19 protein-coding genes and 1 pseudogene are annotated in these 18,452 nt (G+C 56.8%); 6 read left to right on the top strand and 14 right to left on the bottom strand.

Going from position 1 to position 18,452, the window contains the following annotated elements; translation table 11 throughout:
- Positions 1-190 precede the first annotated feature (190 nt).
- Together ACR0FE_RS08850 and ACR0FE_RS08845 are read left to right on the top strand one after the other, a co-directional pair.
- The gene (locus ACR0FE_RS08850; RefSeq protein ID WP_170614121.1) at positions 191-409 is read left to right on the top strand and encodes a hypothetical protein; all 219 of its coding nucleotides are present in this window, start codon (positions 191-193) and stop codon (positions 407-409) included.
- Positions 348-1,067, top strand: a complete 720-nt coding sequence (locus ACR0FE_RS08845) for a LuxR family transcriptional regulator (RefSeq protein ID WP_170614425.1) — start codon at positions 348-350, stop codon at positions 1,065-1,067. Before ACR0FE_RS08850 ends, ACR0FE_RS08845 begins: the two co-directional genes overlap by 62 nt.
- Before the next feature lie 48 nt (positions 1,068-1,115).
- Here the strand turns inward: ACR0FE_RS08845 and ACR0FE_RS08840 are convergent, their stop codons facing one another.
- The 3 genes from ACR0FE_RS08840 to ACR0FE_RS08830 form a co-directional block, all read right to left on the bottom strand.
- Positions 1,116-1,535, bottom strand: a complete 420-nt coding sequence (locus ACR0FE_RS08840) for an excalibur calcium-binding domain-containing protein (protein WP_480912487.1) — start codon at positions 1,533-1,535, stop codon at positions 1,116-1,118.
- A 72-nt stretch (positions 1,536-1,607) separates the two neighbouring features.
- Positions 1,608-2,015, bottom strand: a complete 408-nt coding sequence (locus ACR0FE_RS08835) for a universal stress protein (protein ID WP_480912485.1) — start codon at positions 2,013-2,015, stop codon at positions 1,608-1,610.
- Between the two features lie 64 nt (positions 2,016-2,079).
- On the bottom strand, positions 2,080-2,406 hold the full coding sequence (locus ACR0FE_RS08830) for an antibiotic biosynthesis monooxygenase family protein (protein WP_480912483.1): 327 nt from the start codon (positions 2,404-2,406) through the stop codon (positions 2,080-2,082).
- Between the two features lie 141 nt (positions 2,407-2,547).
- Here ACR0FE_RS08830 and ACR0FE_RS08825 point away from each other — a divergent pair, with 141 nt between their 5' ends.
- Entirely contained in the window at positions 2,548-3,210 is a 663-nt protein-coding gene (locus ACR0FE_RS08825) for a hypothetical protein (protein WP_480912481.1), read from the top strand.
- Between the two features lie 43 nt (positions 3,211-3,253).
- On the opposite strand, the pseudogene ACR0FE_RS08820 reads toward ACR0FE_RS08825, so the two are convergent.
- The 3 genes and pseudogenes from ACR0FE_RS08820 to ACR0FE_RS08810 form a co-directional block, all read right to left on the bottom strand.
- Positions 3,254-5,543: pseudogene (locus ACR0FE_RS08820) on the bottom strand (glycosyl hydrolase family 28-related protein).
- Between the two features lie 137 nt (positions 5,544-5,680).
- Positions 5,681-6,082, bottom strand: a complete 402-nt coding sequence (locus ACR0FE_RS08815; protein ID WP_321249229.1) for a DUF4864 domain-containing protein — start codon at positions 6,080-6,082, stop codon at positions 5,681-5,683.
- 48 nt (positions 6,083-6,130) lie between these two features.
- Positions 6,131-7,705, bottom strand: coding sequence for a lysine--tRNA ligase (locus tag ACR0FE_RS08810; protein ID WP_480912480.1), 1,575 nt, complete (start codon positions 7,703-7,705; stop codon positions 6,131-6,133).
- Positions 7,706-7,944: 239 nt separating this feature from the next.
- Here ACR0FE_RS08810 and ACR0FE_RS08805 point away from each other — a divergent pair, with 239 nt between their 5' ends.
- Complete coding sequence (locus ACR0FE_RS08805) at positions 7,945-8,352, top strand: hypothetical protein (RefSeq protein WP_170614433.1); 408 nt, start codon at positions 7,945-7,947, stop codon at positions 8,350-8,352.
- Positions 8,353-8,362: 10 nt separating this feature from the next.
- Here ACR0FE_RS08805 and hemF read toward each other — a convergent pair whose 3' ends face one another.
- Genes hemF through clpS form a run of 4 tightly spaced genes read right to left on the bottom strand, consistent with a single transcriptional unit; the run spans position 8,363 to position 11,451 of the window.
- A complete protein-coding gene (hemF, locus tag ACR0FE_RS08800; RefSeq protein WP_170614434.1) occupies positions 8,363-9,247 on the bottom strand; it encodes an oxygen-dependent coproporphyrinogen oxidase in 885 nt (294 codons plus the stop codon).
- A gap of 5 nt (positions 9,248-9,252) precedes the next feature.
- Positions 9,253-10,053, bottom strand: a complete 801-nt coding sequence (locus tag ACR0FE_RS08795; RefSeq protein WP_480912479.1) for an SDR family NAD(P)-dependent oxidoreductase — start codon at positions 10,051-10,053, stop codon at positions 9,253-9,255.
- A gap of 37 nt (positions 10,054-10,090) precedes the next feature.
- Positions 10,091-11,056 carry a class I SAM-dependent methyltransferase gene (locus ACR0FE_RS08790; RefSeq protein WP_480912478.1) on the bottom strand — a complete coding sequence of 322 codons (966 nt, stop codon included), beginning with the start codon at positions 11,054-11,056 and terminating at the stop codon, positions 10,091-10,093.
- A 53-nt stretch (positions 11,057-11,109) separates the two neighbouring features.
- Complete coding sequence (gene clpS / locus ACR0FE_RS08785; RefSeq protein ID WP_170614437.1) at positions 11,110-11,451, bottom strand: ATP-dependent Clp protease adapter ClpS; 342 nt, start codon at positions 11,449-11,451, stop codon at positions 11,110-11,112.
- A 91-nt stretch (positions 11,452-11,542) separates the two neighbouring features.
- Between clpS and ACR0FE_RS08780 the strand changes: the two genes are divergently transcribed.
- Positions 11,543-12,244: an HAD family hydrolase gene (locus ACR0FE_RS08780; protein WP_480912476.1), complete on the top strand. Its 702-nt coding sequence runs from the start codon at positions 11,543-11,545 to the stop codon at positions 12,242-12,244.
- Between the two features lie 278 nt (positions 12,245-12,522).
- A complete protein-coding gene (locus ACR0FE_RS08775) occupies positions 12,523-13,923 on the top strand; it encodes a D-alanyl-D-alanine carboxypeptidase family protein (protein ID WP_480491324.1) in 1,401 nt (466 codons plus the stop codon).
- 60 nt (positions 13,924-13,983) lie between these two features.
- On the opposite strand, the gene ACR0FE_RS08770 is transcribed toward ACR0FE_RS08775, so the two are convergent.
- The 4 genes from ACR0FE_RS08770 to ACR0FE_RS08755 form a co-directional block, all read right to left on the bottom strand.
- Positions 13,984-15,231 carry a hypothetical protein gene (locus ACR0FE_RS08770; RefSeq protein ID WP_480912475.1) on the bottom strand — a complete coding sequence of 416 codons (1,248 nt, stop codon included), beginning with the start codon at positions 15,229-15,231 and terminating at the stop codon, positions 13,984-13,986.
- Between the two features lie 172 nt (positions 15,232-15,403).
- A complete protein-coding gene (locus ACR0FE_RS08765; RefSeq protein WP_170614441.1) occupies positions 15,404-16,165 on the bottom strand; it encodes a 5-oxoprolinase subunit PxpA in 762 nt (253 codons plus the stop codon).
- Between the two features lie 12 nt (positions 16,166-16,177).
- Positions 16,178-17,176, bottom strand: a complete 999-nt coding sequence (locus tag ACR0FE_RS08760; RefSeq protein ID WP_480912473.1) for a 5-oxoprolinase subunit C family protein — start codon at positions 17,174-17,176, stop codon at positions 16,178-16,180.
- Positions 17,176-17,898 carry a 5-oxoprolinase subunit B family protein gene (locus ACR0FE_RS08755; protein WP_480912472.1) on the bottom strand — a complete coding sequence of 241 codons (723 nt, stop codon included), beginning with the start codon at positions 17,896-17,898 and terminating at the stop codon, positions 17,176-17,178. The genes ACR0FE_RS08760 and ACR0FE_RS08755 overlap by 1 nt, the downstream gene beginning before the upstream one ends.
- Positions 17,899-18,452: the final 554 nt, after the last annotated feature.

Here is an 18,452-nt window from a genome sequence, read left to right as displayed (position 1 = left end):
ATTTCAGCGCCCGCGAATCACATTTTTGGTTCGCGGGCGTTTCTTGTTTCAGAGGGGCTTCAATGCTTTCAGAGAGTTGCAATTTCGGCCCCCGCTATTTTTGGGGAGTAGAAAGCAGTGAATATGCGAAAAAACACTATGCATGCTATGGTTGTGTTAACCCTTCGTTAACCGTTTCGGAGAGACCCTGATGGCGCAAAATGAGTGGATACTGGACGTATTGTCGGACCTCAACGCCTTTGCTTCGGCAAACGGTTTGACCGCGCTGGCCGAGCAGCTTGACGATACTAGGCTGATCGCAGCGGCCGAAATCGCGTCCATGAAGAACGAGGTGCGGGCGCCGGCGGATGGTCACAAGACTCGATTTGAGCCAGATCCTGGAGGATTTGGAAAACACCAGCACGCTTGATGAACTAAGTGCTATCGCTGTTCATCTCAGAGACAAGCTGCAGATTGAACACATCATCTATCACTGGGTTGATGGGGCAGGGGACCAATACGGATATACGACCTATCCCGATGCCTGGGCCGAGCGATATCAGGAAAAGAACTATCACCGGATCGACCCGGTTATTATCGGGTGCTTCCAGCGATTTCATCCGGTTGACTGGAAATCACTGGACTGGTCCGGAAAGGTCGCCAAGGCTTTTCTTCTGGACGCGCAGCAGCACGGCGTCGGCAATCAGGGTTACTCCATCCCGATCCGCGGTCCCAACGGCCAGTTTGCCCTGTTTACAGTGAACCATTCCTGCGATGACGAAACCTGGCAGGATTTCATCTCCGAAAATGGGCGTGGCCTGATCCTGATTGCCCATTACTTCAACCGAAAGGCGCTGGAGTTTGAGCGTGAGCGACAACCGGACGCTCCACGCGCCCTGTCTCCGCGCGAAATTGACGCGATGACCTTGCTTGCACTGGGTTATAGTCGCGCTCAGGTCGCACACTCCCTGTCGATTTCGGAACACACGCTGCGTGTCTACATTGAAAGCGCGCGGGCAAAGCTGGGCGCACAAAACACCACTCATGCCATCGCCACGGCCCTCAGCCGGGGACTGATCGTGGTTTGATGGCCTGCGGTTCCGGTTTGTCTTTGTGGTTTAGCAGGTCCTCAGCCCTTAGGGCCGGACGAATTTTGCGTTACCGACCGAACGCACGCTCGTGGCTGGGGGGCGTTGTTGTGTCTGTCCGGTCGAAGAGGCTTGATTGAGAATCCCGCAGGCGACACCGTCGCCATTTGGATCATTGCGTTCATGATACCCTGGTTGGCCCCGGACGAATGGTCCCGGGACAATCTTCAGAACGGTGTCACAACCCGCCATCGCCACAAGATGAATAATGGCATCGTTTCTTTCGTACTCGGACGTCCGCAAATAGATGTTGGCGGCGACCAGTGCCGTTGTCAGGGGCAGGGCCAGAACCATGAACAGAATGCGGATCGGGGACAGAGCCCTTTTGCGCGTCGCGTCTGCCCGACGATACCGGTGAGCGGCGCGCGGATTCAGTTCGGGCTCAGGTGGTACGGATCTTTTCAACATTTCGCGCTGATCTTCGCCCGGATTTGTGGCAAAGCTTTGGCCTCGGAATGGCGAATGCTGAAGGACTGAATATCAGCGTACCACGTGAACCGCGCAGGCCGCATGGCGCACCACATGGTTGGCGGTCGATCCAAGCAACAGATCCTGCATGCCCGGTCGGTGGGAAGCGATGATGATCAGATCAGGTTTGTGCTCCTGCGCCCAATCCAGAATGGTCCTGCCGGAATGCCCTTCGACCACAACGCCCCGCGCGTTGGGAATATTTGCTGCCAGTTTGTCCAACTCGGCCTGAATGGCCCTTCGGGCTTCGATCAGATACTCCGTCGGCATGTACGAGATCGCGTAGCTTGGAATATGTTCAACGACATGCAGCAACGTGACCTTTGCCTCAGGGATCGCCAGAATTTGCGCCAGTTTCAGTGGTCCTGACGTGTCACGTTCGACATCAAACGAAATGGGTACAAGAATGTTGTGATACATGACACGAGCCTCCGTTTCAGGTTTTCAGACTGAACCCAAGTTCAGTTGTGGTCTTTGATTCAGGTCAGGATAAGCCGAATGTTTCCGCGACATCATACATGACCGGTTCGAAACTTTTGCACAGCTCATTGATCTTGCGGTTCCGGTCGCGCATCTCGGGAGTGCGGAGCATGGCAAGGAAGTCTTCGCGGCGTTCCCATTGCGAGTAGTTTGCGATCCGCGTTTGAGCATCGTTCACGTGCAGGCCGGCGGATACGAAACCCGGTTGTTTTGAGATGAATTCCGCATAGGCATCCGTCAGCGCCTCAAGCAGGTCCTGACAGGTCCCCGGTGTCATTTCGAATGTGGTGATGACAGTCTGAACGCTTGCGGATTTTGAAATCTGTAGCATCTGGAATCTCCTTTGGCTTTTCTCAGCCTAACACAGGAACCGGAAACGTCTTGTGTTTCGTTTGGTGTCTTCGGGAATTAGTTTCCAGAAAACAAACGAAAAACTAACGATCCGTTAACCATGCTCGGGGAAGGTGCGGTCATGATCCGCATCTTGCTTTTCCTTTTTCTGATGACATTGGCCGGTCCGGTTTTTGCCGGGGCTTGGCTGAGGGAACAGAATGCCGGCTTTGTCGCGGCTGCAATCACGGGATTCAGGTCCGAGGACGGCAGCTACGAATACAAATCGTCACTTTATGCAGAATGGGGGTTACGGCCCGGACTGACGATTGGACTCGACGCCGAGGAGCACCAACACCTTTATGGCCACGCTTTGATTTTCGCCCGTACTCCGGTTGCGGATCTTGGGCGCAAAGGTCGGTTTGCCACCGAATTTGGTGTCGGCGCACATCACCGGCAAAAAAGCGCGTGGGCCTTGTACAAGGCGACTATGTCTTACGGAAATGGGTTTGAAAGCGGTTGGGGAAATGGCTGGATCGCGATCGACGCAGCTTTGGAATACCGCACGCACGATGCGCTGTTTCGCAAACTTGATCTGACGGCGGGGCTGTCATCTCAGCGATGGATCAATCCACTGCTGCAGCTTGAAAGCACATATACCCCCGGCCGTCCGGTTTATTGGAGCGCACGGCCGTCAGTGATGATCCGCCGAAAGGGCGGGAGTACAACTTGGGTTGTTGGTGCCGAACGGAATGCCTTCCAAAGCAACGTCGGGATCAAATTTGCCTTGTGGCGCGACTTCTGATGCGGCGGGAGTTGGCCGTCCTCCGGGGACGGCCATGTCGGCCTCAGCTGTCCATGCGTAGGATAACGGATACTTCCCCGCTAAGTTGCTCTGGCCAGCGGAGGATCACGTCGCGAGCGCCAAAACCCTGTTCGAGCTCGGCATATGGGCTCGCGTGGCTCACACTGCCAAACACCGTTCTCAGGGGACCAAGCGTGGTCACGGCGTCACACCCCCGCGCTTTGCCCGCGAATGGAAGCTTGCCCACCGACAACACACCCCATGCAAAGGATGGCGTCTGTTGCTTGTGCCGCACCCGAACCGGGTTTTCTGAATCCGTCAGCGTTCCGTGGAATGTATTGTGTTGGAACGTGACATTCATGTGCGCGTTATTGTTCAGGTCCGCAAAGCTCGTGTCCACGCGTTCGGCCTTGTAGATACTCCCGCTCGAAGACCGGAACTTGTTTCCGGTGACGATGAAGCCGTTCAGGAAGTGGCCGGGGCCGTGCGGTCGGATAACGATGAAACTGAACCATGACGGCGCCTCGCCACAGTAAAAAATATTGTCTGTGATACTCAGCGCGCTGAAGGAATAGCCGGACGTATAGGTCGGAGCGGCATCCCGTTCATTCGTCCATTCGAAGTAGCAATTGTCGATGTAGTTCTCAGCAATGGTCGAACTGTTGTAAGTGCGCGTCAGGATCAACCCGGCGGTTCGCAACCCCTGCGGAATGCTGTCGCCCTGAAAGAAATGATTGCCCAGAATCAAGTTGTTGGTGCCGCCCAACAGAGCAAAATGCAGGAACCGAACCGCCCGATTGTGCCGCAGTTTGACATCATTCGCTGTTGCATTGAGGGCGATCGAACGGCGATCGGTAACGTTCAGGGACTCCTCGGCAGACAGGAACTGGCAATTGTCGATCAGCAGGCCCTGACAACCGGTTCCGATGGATGTGATCCCCCGATCCATGGGACGGCTGATAAAGCAATTGCTGACCGCAAACGTGCTGCCGGATGGAGCCAGACGAATGGCGCTACATCTGCTGTTGCACTGAAATTCGATCTCTTCCAGGCTGAACTTCCGCAGCGTGTCGAAGCCGCTGAAATCAAGCAGATACTTGAAGCTGGTGAAGGTGAATGTCTGTGTGCCAGCAGCATTGTAAATCGGCGCGTTCAGCGTGATTTCACCGGCACCCTCGTTCTTCGAGCGGACATAAATCTCGCGCCCGACACCATTGCCCTGAATCAGGGCACCAACCGGAATATTCGCGACGTTAGCGACATTTGTCAGCCGTGTTTGGTCCGCAGGGTTGTAGGTTGCGACCGAGGTGAAGATCTCGGTGTCCCAGGCCGAGCTGCTTTTGACGTCAAACTGACCATTGCGGATCACGCGCCGGGTTGAAAAACCACTTTTCTTATTGGGAACGGCAGCGGCCATGTCGATGGGCTTGCTCACCGAAATCTTGCGCCCGCCCATATCCAGCGATTCATGATCTGAATTGTTCAGCAAAGCCTGAAACGCTTTTTTGAAGCCAAGCTCTTCATGGCCAAAAGCCGATATATAAGTCGGCAGGTCAAAACCTTGGGTCAGCAACAGCATCTTGTCGTCGGGCATTGTAACGGTGCCCGCAAAATCAACTTCTGACACGATGGTTGTGTTTTCTGCCAGCAAATAAGTACCCTGCGGCACAAACACACGACGGCCCCCCGCCGCCTGATCGGCTGCTTCGAACGCAAGGGAATCGTCCACAACCCCATCGCCGACTGCGCCGAAATCCGTGACATCCACGCTGCTGATCATGTCGCGCAGAAAAACACTCGTGATGTCGGTGATCTGAAGATCGTCAATGCGCACCACGGCCCCGTTTGGCCCGTCGAAATCCAGACCGAAATGTCCATACAGTGCCTGTGCGCCCCACGCCATGTCGACGCCAGCCCGCTGGCCAGTTCCGACAATGGCGGTAATCTCATGAACTGTGCCGTACCCCGACAATTGCGCGGCAGGCCCCTGTTCGACGACACCGGTCACGTGCACGTCGCCGGCAACACCGGCCTACCCCTCCGATCCTGACGGTGGGCAGTGGACCACTGATGGCTTTGACCCGTGCCTTGATCTGCAGGTAACAGCCGGGCAGCAACGGCGTCTGCCCCATATACCGCAAGTGTTGGGTCGTGCTCACTTTGAGGATTTCAAGACATCCGGCAAAGTTCGGATCCGAGGGCACAAATGCGCCCGTAACCGACCCGGCATATGTCGGAGACCCCGGGGTGCCATCGCCGCTGGACCAGACGCCCAAATCATCTGCGAACTGAGGCGGCATAAACACGATGCCGTCGGTGATTGCCTTGTTCATTCGAATCCCTTTCCCAATCGCTGCCGATCAGATTGCAGCGCGCACCAGACCATTGCCCGGATGAATTCCGGGCGCGAAAGTCTGGATATCGAATGGGGATTAACCGGGTCTCATGTCACCGTGACGGTCGTGTTGTGTCAGGCTGCGGGGTCTGCTTTCCCCAGCAACTGAACCGCGTTGATTTTCCAGCCGTCTTCCTGCTGAACCATCTGATAGTCCAGGATATGGGTTTGGCCGCGACCGTCCACGATCAGAACTTTCTGCCACAACGCCCCGGCAATTTCGCGCAGTTCCAGAAACCGCAGGTCCGACGGGCGCCAGACCATCGGATATCCATTGCGAACCATTGCCCCGAAATTATCGGGGTTTCGGAACAGACGCTGGATATTCGGGCTGGCGAAAGTAAAGGCGGTATCAAAATCATCGACTTTGAACGCCTGAATCTGCGCCGCTATATTTGCCTCGATTTCGGAGCTTTGGGCAAAAACGCCCGTAGCCACTGCGACAGATAACGATAAGGCAAGTAATGAACGACGCATGGGGTCACCTCCAAACGGAAGGGTAGCCCCATGCGGGATCAGGTCAAATCAGGCCAGTTCTCCGGCCAACGCCTTGTCGATCAGCGCGATGGTTTCAGGCACGCCATAGAGCGCAATGAAGCCGCCGAAACGCGGCCCCTGAGAGGCGCCAAGCAACACTTCGTACAAGGCGGTGAACCAGCCGCGCATCGGATCAAACCGCTCGCGTCCGATGGAATAAACCACTGACTGCAGCGCCTCATCTTCAATCGGGCCGTCATAAACCTCCAGCGCGGCTTTCAGCGCCTCCAACGCCTCGCGTTCCTGATCCGTAGGTGCACGATGTTTGCGGGTCGGCTTGACGAAATCATTGAAGTAGCGCACCGCAAAGCCCGCCGCCTGATTCAAGTCGGGATGCGTCTCGGCCGTGGCCTCCGGCGCGTAGCGACGGATAAAGCCCCACAGCGCTTCTTTGTCTTCGGCACCAGATACCGATGCCAGATTCAGCAGCATCGCGAACGGAACCATCAGCGTGGACTCAGGTACATTTCCACCATGGATATGCCAAACGGGGTTGTTCAATTGCGCCCTCAGATCCTGCCCCGGATAAGCGCGCAGCTGCTGATGATACTCATCATAGGCCTTTGGGATCACGTCGAAATGCATCCGTTTCGCCGTCTTGGGCTTTTGATACATGAAATATGCCAGCGACTCGGTCGGTGCGTAGGTCAGCCATTCATCAATCGACACGCCATTGCCGGAGGATTTAGAGATCTTCTGCCCGTTCTCATCCAGAAACAGCTCGTAAGAAAAATGCTCGGGCGCGCGACCACCCAGGGCCCGGCAGATTGCGTCGTAGATTTTCTCGTTGGTGGCATGTTCCTTGCCATACATCTCGAAATCCACACCCAGTGCCGCCCAGCGCGCACCGAAATCCGGCTTCCACTGCAGTTTGACGTGGCCACCGGTGACAGGAACCGTCCATTCCTTACCGGTCTCATCGTCAAAGGTCACAGTATAGGTCTCGGCGCAGACCTTCTTCATCGGCACATACATCACCCGCCCGCTTTCGGGGTGAAGGGGCAGGAAGATCGAATAGGTCTGCTGGCGCTCTTCCCGGAGGCTTTTGAGCATGATCGCCATGATCTCGTCATAACGCTCGACCGCACGCTTGAGCACTTCGTCAAACTGCCCGGACTCATAAAATTCCTTGGCCGAGTAGAACTCGTACTCGAAACCAAACGTGTCCAGAAACCGCCGCAGCATCGCATTGTTATGCTCGCCGAAGCTGTCATATTCACCAAACGGATCAGGCACCGAGGTCAGCGGGCGTTGCAGATGCTGCTCCAGAATCTCGGGGTTCGGCACATTGGTTGGCACCTTGCGCATCCCGTCCAGATCGTCCGAGAAGCAGATCAGCTTGGTCGGAATATCCGACAACGCTTCGAATGCGCGCTTGACCATCGTGGTCCGCGCGACCTCGCCGAAGGTTCCGATATGCGGCAGACCGGACGGGCCGTAGCCGGTTTCGAACAGCACATACCCCTTATCCGGAGCCCCTTTCTGATAGCGTTTGAGCAACCGGCGCGCCTCTTCAAAGGGCCAGGCCTTGGACGACATCGCGGTTTCACGCAGGTCAGACATTTGCTTTGAACTCCATAGGGAAATGCGCAGGTCGCCCGATGCGACCAACCCGGCCTCTCCTATTGTGCCGGTGCAGCATGAGTCAATAAAGGGCGTTCGTTTTCCCGGCAAATTCGAGCCGTCTGCCAAATGCACAGGGGTAAAACACTGAAAAAGGGCAGGCGACCACGGCTTTACTCGACGCGCAGCGCAATTATTATTTTATATCAGACAACTTGGGTTACACGGAGGCGATCAAGATGCGGATTGCAAAGACTGCGGCTCTGGCGATGTTGATCGTCCTACCGGGGATAGCACAGGCGGTCGGTTTTGGCATTGCCGTGCGGCCCGCGTTTCGGACCACGGTGACGCCGCTGCCAAACGGTGTCTACGAGGTTGCCGCGATCGGCACTTCTGCCCCGGTGGCGTACTGGTGTGGTATAGGGGATTATGCAATCCGGACGCTGAGAACCAAGTCCAACCAACGCATATATATTGCCGGCGCCTATGTGCCCAAAGCAAGGACTGTACAGTTCTCGCTGACACCGCCCGAGGGTGCCGATACCAGCCCGGGCTATTCCGTCACCGTCAAACGGGTAGGCGCGAACATGACGGCGGCGTCGGCACAGGACTATTGCTATGACAATTTCATGGATTTCGGGTTCTGAACGAGATTGATCAGACCCATTTGGCCATAGGCGGCAGGCTCATCAGAACGGCGTCCGGATCGTGCCCGGTTTCCAGTCCGAATTTGGTGCCCCGGTCGTAGACCAGATTGTATTCCGCATAAAGCCCGCGATGCACAAGCTGAGCGTTCTTGTGTGTGTCATCAAAACCCTGGACCCGACGCCTTTCCACCAAAGGCAGGAACGCAGGCAGGAATGCGCGGCCGATGTCCTGGGTCAGGGCAAAATCAGCCTGCCAGTCGCCGGTGCAGTAATCATCCATGAATATGCCGCCAACCCCGCGTGCCCTTTTCCGGTGAGGGATATAGAAATACTCGTCAGCCCAATCCTTCAGCCGCGGGTAATGTCCTGGCCCGTGCGGGTCCAGATGGGCTTTTTGGGTGGCGTGGAAATGCGCAGTGTCCTCGTCATATTCAATGCAGGGGTTCAGGTCTGAACCGCCCCCGAACCACCAGGCATGTGGTGTCCAGAACATCCGCGTGTTCATGTGCACCGCCGGTACGTGCGGGTTTTGCATGTGCGCGACAAGGCTGATGCCCGAGGCCCAGAACCTTGGGTCTTCGGTCATCCCCGGAATACCCTTGCGGGCTGCCATGGCCTGCTGCGCACGCTCGCCCAGTGATCCGTACACGGTCGAGACGTTGACACCGACTTTTTCAAAAACGCGCCCACCGCGCAGGACCGACATCAACCCGCCACCTGCGTCCGATCCATCCTCTGATTGCCGCGTGGTTTGTTTGACTTCAAAACGTCCGGCTGCGGCGTCCGAAAACGGCCCGGTCTCATGTGTATCCTCCAGAGACTCGAACGCATCAACGATTTCATCACGCAATTGGCGGAACCATGCGGCAGCGGCGGATTTTTCGTTTTCGAACATTTGTCTCAGTGCGCTGGAGCGGCGACCGGATCCAGCAGGGTTCGGCCTCCGTCGATTGTCATGATCTGACCAGTAATGAAGCCGGCCGCATCAGAGGCCAGAAACTGCGCGGTTTCCGCCAGTTCGTTCGGAGCAGCAATCCGGGCCAAAGGTGTATGTTTTTCAATGTCTTTGCGAAAATCGCGGTTTTCTTTCAGGGTTGATTGCAGTGACGCGCTCATGACCGAGCCCAATGCGATGGAATTGACGCGGATACGGTTCGGCGCCAGTGCAACCGCCAGAGAACGCGTCATCTGATCCAGTGCAGCGGTCGAGACAGAATAAGCCAGCAAATCGGGGTGCGTGCGCCGCGCCGCTATGGAAGACAAGTTGATGATCGAACCCGCAGGGCCATCATCCTGATCTTCGGCCTGTTTCGTCATGCGTTTGGCAACCAGCTGACTGAGCCGCAAGGCAGGCATCAGGTTCTGGTTCAGCAAATCACGGACCGAGTCGTCTTCCGCATCCAGCGGGTCCGTCCGCCGGACCTGTCTTGATCCATTGACCAGAATATCCACCTGATCAAAGGCATCGATGGTTGCGGAAAGCAAATTGGCAATGGTCAGCTTCTCGCGCAGATCGCCTGCGAAATACCGAATGTTGCTGTCATCTGCCTGTTCCCCCAACTCCTCGATCAATCGCTTTTCGTCCATATCCGCGAACATGACGTTTGCACCCGCATCCGCAAAGTGACGGCCGATTGCCAGACCGACACCACTGGCACCGCCTGTTACGATTGCGGATTTGCCTGATATGGAAAACGACATGAGCTTCCTCCGGAGGTTTGGCGCAGGTTAGCCGGGATCACCGGCGAGGGCGAGAGGCGTGGAACACCTTGAAACGGTTGTCACCGGCGACCTCTTCAACTTGCCTGAAACAGTCTGACAACGTGGCCTCATAGGGCAGATGCCGGTTTGCGACGATCCACAGTTCGCCATTGCGGGTCAGGTTGCGTGCTGCCGCCTTGATAAAGTCCTGGCCCAGCGCAGGTTCAGCGCTTCTTCCGGTGTGAAAGGGTGGGTTCATTATCACCGTGTCCAAGGGCTCGGGCGCTTTCCACGTCACGGCATCAGCCCAATGAAAATACGCAACCCGAGAAGTCACGTTAGAGCGGGCGCAGGACAACGCTGTATGATCGGCCTCGACCACATGCAGCGTGCGAACTTCGGCTCGTTCCAGCAGTTTGGCCGAAAGAAATCCCCAGCCCGCGCCGAGATCGGCAACCCGAGGCCCCGGATTTTCAGGCAGTACCTGCGCCAGCAATGCCGATGCCGGATCGATACCGTCAGCCGAAAAGACACCGGGGGCTGTTAGATAGCCGTCAGCGTGCTGAACTTCCGGCGCGGCCCAGTCGGAAAAGGTCGATTTGTCGGACTGGAACCAGAAAATCTTGCCATGCGCCTTTGCAATCGGTCCCTCGACTGGCACCCGTTTGCGAACGTCTTTGAGAATGCTGTCAACGCCATTCGTTTTGCCGCCGTCGACGACGACCCTACCGCTGGCACGGTGACACGCCTGATGAATCATGGACCGGGCAAGCGCTTTGGCGCGTGGCAAAAAGACAATTGCGTCCTCGCACGGTTCCTCAGATGCCGGCGTGACATCGAAACCCAACGTCGCGAAATGGTCGTGGAAGGGTTTGAAGGGCTGAACCACCTGAGTTCCGCGTGGCAGAGCGGAAAGATTGCAATCCGGCGAAGGGCCGATCACGGTCAGCGGCTGCGACAGCACCAGACCGCTTTCCAGAGCAAGATCAATACGTGACGTCATGTGTGATACCGGCAAGAGGTCCGGCTCGGAGCATCAGGCCCGGCCGCTTTTGCTTACTCTTCTCTTTCCATAGTGCATTGCAGGGGGTGTTGGTGCCTGCGGGCAAAATCCATAACCTGTCCCACTTTGGTTTCGGCGATCTCGTGGCTGAAGACACCCACGACGGCAACACCCTTCTTATGAACCGTCAGCATGATCTCGAACGCCTGTGCATGGGTCATCCCGAAGAATCGCTCCAGTACATGCACCACAAATTCCATCGGCGTGTAGTCGTCGTTCAGCAGCAGAACCTTGTACAATGGCGGACGCTTGGTCTTGGGGCGTGTCTGCACAAGAACCGACGAGTTCGCATCGTCGTCCGATTGGTCAGACATCATCCATTGGTAATGCAGCATCGCGTTTAACAATTCGATTCAGGCTTCGGTTTATCTGAGCGCTTATATAACGTCGTTGGCGTCAGAGGAAAGAGCAAGCGGACGTATCGGAATGCATGAAAAACTGACCACCATCGGCTTCGATGCAGACGACACACTGTGGCACAACGAGCGATTCTTTCAGCTCACCCAGGCCCATTTCGCGGATCTGCTGGCCGATCACGCGGACCGCGATCACTTGATGGATCGCCTGTTGGCTGCCGAAAAGCGGAATATCCGGCACTATGGATACGGTATCAAGGGCTTTACCCTGTCCATGATCGAAACTGCGATCGAAGTGACCGAGGATCGGGTGCCCGCATCCGTCATTCGGCAGCTTATCAATGCGGGGCAAGAGATGCTGGCCCATCCGATCGAGCTTTTGCCGCATGCACAGGCCGCTATCGAAGGTGTATGTGAAACCCACCGTGTGGTTCTGATCACCAAGGGAGATCTGATCGATCAGGAAAGGAAACTGGCACAGTCGGGATTGGGCGATCTGTTTGATCACGTGGAAATTGTCTCGGAAAAAACACCCGAGGTTTATCGTGGGATTTTCGAACAGCATGGCGATGGTCCGCTGGCTTCGATGATGGTCGGCAACTCGATGCGGTCGGATGTCGTTGCGCCAATTCAGGCCGGCGCATGGGGCGTTCATGTACCGCACGGGCTGGTTTGGGAGGTCGAGCAGGCAGAAACCCCCAGCGACGATCCGCGATTCCGTGAGCTTGCGGATCTGGGCGATCTGGGCGATCTCGTCAGGGGTCTGACCTGATGTTGCCAATAGGTCTCAGTTTCATAAATTCTTGATCTACCGTGACCAAACCCGAGTCCGGGGTATGCATCTAGTGGGTGGATTTGGTTGCGCCGCTACATATTGTGGTTTTGTTAGGCGTCACGAATGGGCGAAATGCCCAGCTTTCGGTTTATTTGGCGACAGCCCTGTGCTAGCCTTGTTGCCAACAAAATAAATGAAGCCGACCGGGAAAACCCGGCGGTGCGAGGCAGACAGAGGCAAAGATCGTGCAGATTCGGCGGACAGTTCCAGCCCGAATGGGCTTTTTCCTTACAGCACTGTTGTGGTTACTTGTTTTTGTGCCATTGCAGGCCATCGCAGCACCCTACGCGGCGATGGTGATTGATGCGCGCACCGGTGAGGTTCTTCATTCGCGCAATGCCGATACGCGCCTTCACCCGGCCTCTCTGACCAAGATGATGACGCTATACATTGCGTTCGAGGCGGTGCGTAACGGTGAAATCACGCTGGATACGCCGGTTCGGATCACCAGCAAGGCTGCTTCCGAGCCGCCTTCAAAACTGGGCCTGCGGACCGGACAAACCATCGCGTTCCGCTACCTGATCCGCGCAGCCGCAGTAAAATCGGCCAATGATGCGGCCACGGCCATCGGGATTACTCTCAGCGGGTCCGAGGCAGCCTTTGCCCGCCGCATGACGCGGACGGCCAAGGCGATGGGGATGAGCCGCACGACCTTCAAGAACGCGCATGGCTTGACCGAGTCGGGTCATTTGTCGACAGCCCGCGACATGACAACGCTGGGGCGCCATCTGCTTTATGATTATCCGCAGTACTATAACCTGTTTTCGCGTCAGTCGACGCATGCGGGCATTAAGACCGTGCCCAACACCAACCGCCGGTTGCTGGCTGCGTACAAAGGCGCGGACGGGATCAAAACCGGATACACACGGGCTGCGGGCTTCAACCTCGTTGCATCGGCCAAGCGCAAGGATGAACGGATCATTGCAACTGTCTTTGGCGGCAAGTCGGGCGCGTCGCGCAACGCCAAGGTGGCCGAACTGCTGGACATGGGTTTCCGCCGGGCTCCGTCGCGCGCGCCAATTCGCAAACCCGCACGTCCTGCCTATGCAGGAAACGCCGGGCTGGGCAGCGCTACGCAGGTCGCCAGCCTTGTAGGCGCGCCAGAAAAAAGCCTGCGACCGGTCCTTCGCCCAACCGCTGGTGGTGCGGTGCAGGTGGCAGGAACCGTCGCCGAAACAGCAGCCGAGAACGGAGAGCGTATTCAGGACGGGATAGCGGCAGCGATTGCGGCGGCAGATATCGCGCCGACCGCACCTCCTGTCGAAAATTCGGACACGCGTCCGGCGCTTCGCCCGGACAATCTGGTTTTGGCGTCGGCCGAACCTGCAAAGGAGCCCGAACCCGAGCAGGAGGTCGTTACCCGCCTGTCTACGTCAGGTGGGCACCTTTGGGGCGTGAACGTGGGACGCTACACAACCCGGTATGAAGCTGAGAAGATTCTGCTGAAAACGGCGCTGTCGGAGATGACCACGCTGGAAGGCACGTTGCGCAAGGTGAACCAAAGCTCGCGCGGGTTTGACGCCACCTTTCAGGGCATGACCCGCGAACAGGCCGATCTGGCCTGCCGCCGCCTGCAGGCGCGCAATGTCACATGTTTCATGATCGGGCCATCATAAGGTCCGACATATTCTCTCCTGGATGGGTCTGGGCTGCGAGTTCCCCTCGCAGCCTTTTTTTCAGTCGAATACGTGGCCGTGTTCGTATTGTTCATCCTGACCGGCGGCGGCTGTCAGGGCAGCGACGTTGTCCTTGGTGAAGAACCCTTCATACTTGTGGCAGCGTTCGATGTACTCGGTGATCAGCAATGTATTCTTCGAGTGTTTCGAGAAGATCTGTTTAAGGTTTGGGTCGTCTTTGCATTCGCCCACCACATGGGCCAGAAACGGTACGCCCTTGTCCTTGAGAGTGTTCACCACGAAATCGACGTTCTTTTCACCCGCGCCGTGATCGCCATCCAATATTTCGACGGCCATGTGATGCAGGCGACGTCCGAAATTGCGGACAAAATCCTCGGTCGGCATCGGCAGCTTGGCAAATGAGTTCACGAATGACGGTGTGTTGTTGGCTGTGAACACCTTGGCAGGCGATTTCTTGTCGTCATCGACATTGGCGTTCCGGTTCACGTTCGTAGACGAGTTCATGTCAAAGATGTTGTACGCCCCCCAGAAATAGTAGGGAACCATGGTCAGGAACTCGAGGATCGCATCTTCCCGCTCACCGGCCAAAACACGGGTGGCGAGATGATCGAACCCCAGCATCAAGGGACCGATCTTGGTGTCTTCCGCAAAGGCCGCCGCTTCGTGCAGCCGCCGCTTCTCGGCGTCGCTCAGCAAGACGCGGTCGCCCAGGCCCAGGCTGTCGGGATCATTGAAATCATGTGAGGAATAGCCGACCCGGTTGCAGGTGAAATCCGACGGGGTGGTAAAGCGGAATCCGTCCAGCGTGTAAAACGGGTTCTCGGTATCACCGCTATATTCAAATCGGATGTTCTGATCTTCCAGCGTTTTGCTCAGATCATTCAGGTCCGAGGCCGCGAACACCTCACCCACGTAGCGGGTTTGCGGTGTTTTGCGCGCCAGGGGGTACATGCGGTTGATGCGGGGTATGAAATCCTCGAACGTGTCGCTCAGCGGCGCCATGATGATCAGCGACGGATATTCGGGATGAGAGTGCATTACCGCGAATTTGTGCGTCGCCCCAAGATAGCTTGCCGAGTGGCGATACGGCGTCATCACGTAAAGTTCGACCATCGTGTCGAACAACGCATTCGGTTCGACCTGAATGACAATCGCCCGCATTGGTCCGACCTGATCAGCAATTCCGGAACTGGTCCGCCGCTCATAAATCATTGGCAGATACTCAGCGAAAAATTCGGAATTCTTCTTGTCGCCTCTGGGCTGATACGACATCAGGTCGAAAGACATTTGTGTGCCTCCTTGCGAGAAAACAGGCTGCGACAGGATTGGCCGGACCAACCATCGCGAATTACGTTATTTTAATTACAGTATTCAGAACATGCACTTGCGCACATGCTAGGGGCTGGCCGACAATCGGGCAACAGTAAGATACTGGGGGCAGATGGTTGCGAAGACCTGTCTATCTGGTGAATTTTGTGACCTCGACCCCGCCGTCAATCAGGTTCTGACGTACCGAGCGGGCGATTTGAACAGCGGTCGGTCCGTCGCCGTGCAAACAGATCGTGTCAATCGAAGTTTCCAGCCGCTTCCCGCTTTCGGTGATGATTGCGCCCTCCCGGACCATGTTCAGAATGCGTGGCCCGGCGATGTCGGCGTCGTGAATGACGGCTCCGGGCAGGCTGCGGTCGACCAGAGTGCCATCATCGTTGTAAGCGCGATCGGCGAAGATCTCGCCCACCCAGTTGCAGCCCAGTTCGCGCACGGCTTCTTCCTGCCGGGTTACTGCCAGAACCATTATGATGATGTCCGGGTCCACGTCCAAGGCACCCTGATAGCAAGCCCGCGCCATGTCTAGATCGACCGAGCACATGTTGGCCAGCGCGCCATGAAGCTTCAGGTGGCGTACATGGGTCCCCACTGCTTTCGCCACCCCAATGGCGGCGCCCAATTGATACCGCACCAGATTGCGCAGGCTGGCATGCGGCACTTTCATGTTGCGCCGTCCGAAGCCCTGAAGGTCCGGGAAGCCGGGATGCGCGCCAATGCCGACGTCATTTTCAGCGGCAGTGGCCATTGCTTTTGCCATCACATCCGGATCGCCCGCGTGAAAGCCGCAGGCTATATTGGCCGAGGTGATGATCTTTAGCAGGTTCTCGTCGTCCCCCAATTTCCAGGGTCCAAAGCTTTCACCCATATCGGCATTCAGATCGACGCGGGGCATCGGCATATCTCCTTAGTCGGTGGCAGAGACGACTCCGCCGATCAATTGGTAAGACAACAGGTCGGCGATGTCATGCGGATCGCGCACAAGTGCCTCGACACGGCCCGGCAGGCGCGCAAGTTCAGATTGGTAAGCGGCATGCAGGTTCAGGGCCTCGTCCATGGTGACAAACGAAAACCGAATCTTTCCACTCGCCGGGGTCTGCGCAGCGCGCGGCAAATCGCATGGTAGAACGGTAGCGATACGCGGGTAACCTCCGGTGGTCTGGCACTCGGGCAGCAGAATGAAGGGGTTTCCAGTGCCGGTCATCTGGATGTCGCCGGGCGTAATGACCTCGGACAGAATATTGAGCTGGCCTTTGGCGGCAAAGCCGTCGCCATCACTCTCCAGTTGCATGCCCATCCGATTGGCCCGCGTGCCCCGCTGGAACTCGGTGGCGGCAAAGCGGTCCAGGGTTGCATTGTCAAACAGAGGGGTCTGAAAACTTCTGACAACGCGCAGTACGCCACCCGAAAACCGATCATCGGGGCGCAGTTTCATCCCAGTATTGCCGTTGTCAGATCCAGCAACCAAAACATCGCCAGGCTGCAATGGTTGCCCGATCCTGGCGGTCAGGTGGGTCGAGCGGGACCCAAGAAAAACCTCGGCATCAACGCCACCGCCCAGATGCAGGTAGCCATAGTTGCCTTGAAGCGCCGCCCCGATTACCAATCGCTGCCCGGTCTCCAAACTGTGCGAGGCGTGCCACGCGACGGCGCTGCCATCAATGCTGGCCTGCATCGGTGCACCGGTCAAAGCGATGCGAATGGTCCGGGTGGCTTCGAACTCCCCCCCGGTCCCCGTCAATTCCAAAGCTGCACATTCCGGGCTTTGCCCCAACAGGGCCGCGCCTTCGTGCAATGCAAGATTATCGGCGGCTCCTGACCTTGAAAGACCTTGATCCAGATAGCCAGAGCGTCCCTGATCCTGGAGCGTGCAAGATGGGCCAATGCGATGGACGATCAGACTCATCAGATAATCTCCTGACAGGTCGCGCCACCTGTGCCGTCACTGTTTGTTGCCTGAATATGTTCCAACTCCTTACGTGAGACGGGTTCGAATTGCATTTCGTCCCCAGGATTCAATGCAAAGCACGGATCGCTCTCGGGCCGGAAACAGCGAAAGGCAGTCTGCCCCACATGCCGCCATCCGGTCGGCGTTGGGCCGGAGAACAGCACGAACTGCGAGATTGCCAGAACCAAAGCCCCTTCTGGCACCATCGGGTTCAAATCCTTCAGTCTGGGAATGTTGAACTCCGGACCCAATGGCCCGAGATATGGCTGCCCCGGTGCAAAGCCGATTGTCAGCACACGAACCCGGGACTGGCCAAGCCGATGAATCGCTTCACTTGCTGTCAGCCCGGCCGCCCTGGCGGCGTCCTCCAGTTGGGGTGCCAGTTCCGTGCCAAATACCGTTGGCACTCGCCACAGCTTGCGGCCCGAAGGCAAAGCAGCATTGTACCAGTCGTGCTGTTTCAGAAGCGCTTGGACGCGAATCTCCAACTCACGATAGTGCAGGCGTAACGGATCGAACCGAATGTAGACCGATGCAAGAGAGGTCGATGTTTCGCACACACCTTCCCAGTTCCGGCTTTCAACTTCTGTCCGAAACGCCAGCGCTGCACGATTTGACCGTTCTGTCATGGTATCGGCGTAGGTCACCAGAATGCCGTCAAGGCCGACGGTTCGAACCATTGGGAAAGGATCAACGGTGTTCATGTTTTGCCATAGCCAGCGCAGTTTCAGTCGCCCGGGAACCTGACCGCATCTGGCGTGCGTGTGCAAGTGTTTGGCTGGATGTATCTCCGGTTATCGCCTGTTGGCAAATGGGTGCGGGAAATCGATCACCAATGTGCCTTGTTGTGTGAATCGTATCGCCAAACTTGGCGATTCAGACACGAAAAGACCGGCGACTCGCACAATCCGAGTCGTGGCTTCTTGTGTAGTGTATCCACGTAGCCTCTATATATTGTGTGCTGGTGCTGGTCCCCGTACGATTCCAACAAAGGGTTCCGCCTGCTAACCGTGATGAGGGTATGGATTCTAGGGCAGTATGGCATCTTATAATATTGATATTATTTCAGAAAATCGCTCTTCGCAAAAAATTTCCGCAGAACGTGTTTTTTCGCTTGCGGCTGATAAGTGTTATGCTTAGAACCCCCTTCACCGGCGCTGCTGAGGCGGTGCTGACGGGTCGGGGAGACGGCCTGACGGACTGGAAAGACGGTTGAGACGCTCGGGAGAGACCG

This window comes from Ruegeria sp. K7, from assembly GCF_056531785.1.
Note: the sequence above shows the minus strand (reverse complement) of the source record. Positions and strands in the feature narration are given on the sequence as shown.